This window comes from Lysinibacillus sp. OL1 (assembly GCF_004332175.1).
Classification (GTDB): domain Bacteria; phylum Bacillota; class Bacilli; order Bacillales_A; family Planococcaceae; genus Lysinibacillus; species Lysinibacillus capsici.
Genome location: NZ_SJDS01000072.1, coordinates 1 through 280 on the forward strand (window position 1 = coordinate 1; position 280 = coordinate 280).

Below are 280 nucleotides of genomic sequence, written 5' to 3' on the forward strand. Positions count from 1 at the left end.
TCGGTCCTTGCCCGCGATCTGAGTACGCGGCCCGCAATCGGCCCACGTCAGGCCGGTGCCTTCGCCGGAAAACAGAGCCTGTTCGATATTTTCCAGCGAAGCCGGATCTACCGTGCGCCGGCCCATGCCGATGATTTCGTCCGCGCTCATCGGCGTGCACGGCACACCAGCACGAGCCCCCGCGGCGGTGATCTGCGGCAGACGCCGCGCGATCTCCACAGCCTGCTCGGAGGGGTCCTTCTTACGGTCCGCGGTCTGCGCCTTGAACGTGATCGAAATA

General features: G+C 65.4%; 1 protein-coding gene. It reads right to left on the reverse strand.

Going from position 1 to position 280, the window contains the following annotated elements; genetic code table 11:
• Positions 1 to 280: SCO6880 family protein (locus EW028_RS24520; protein WP_227745029.1), on the reverse strand; the 280-nt coding region annotated here is incomplete at both ends.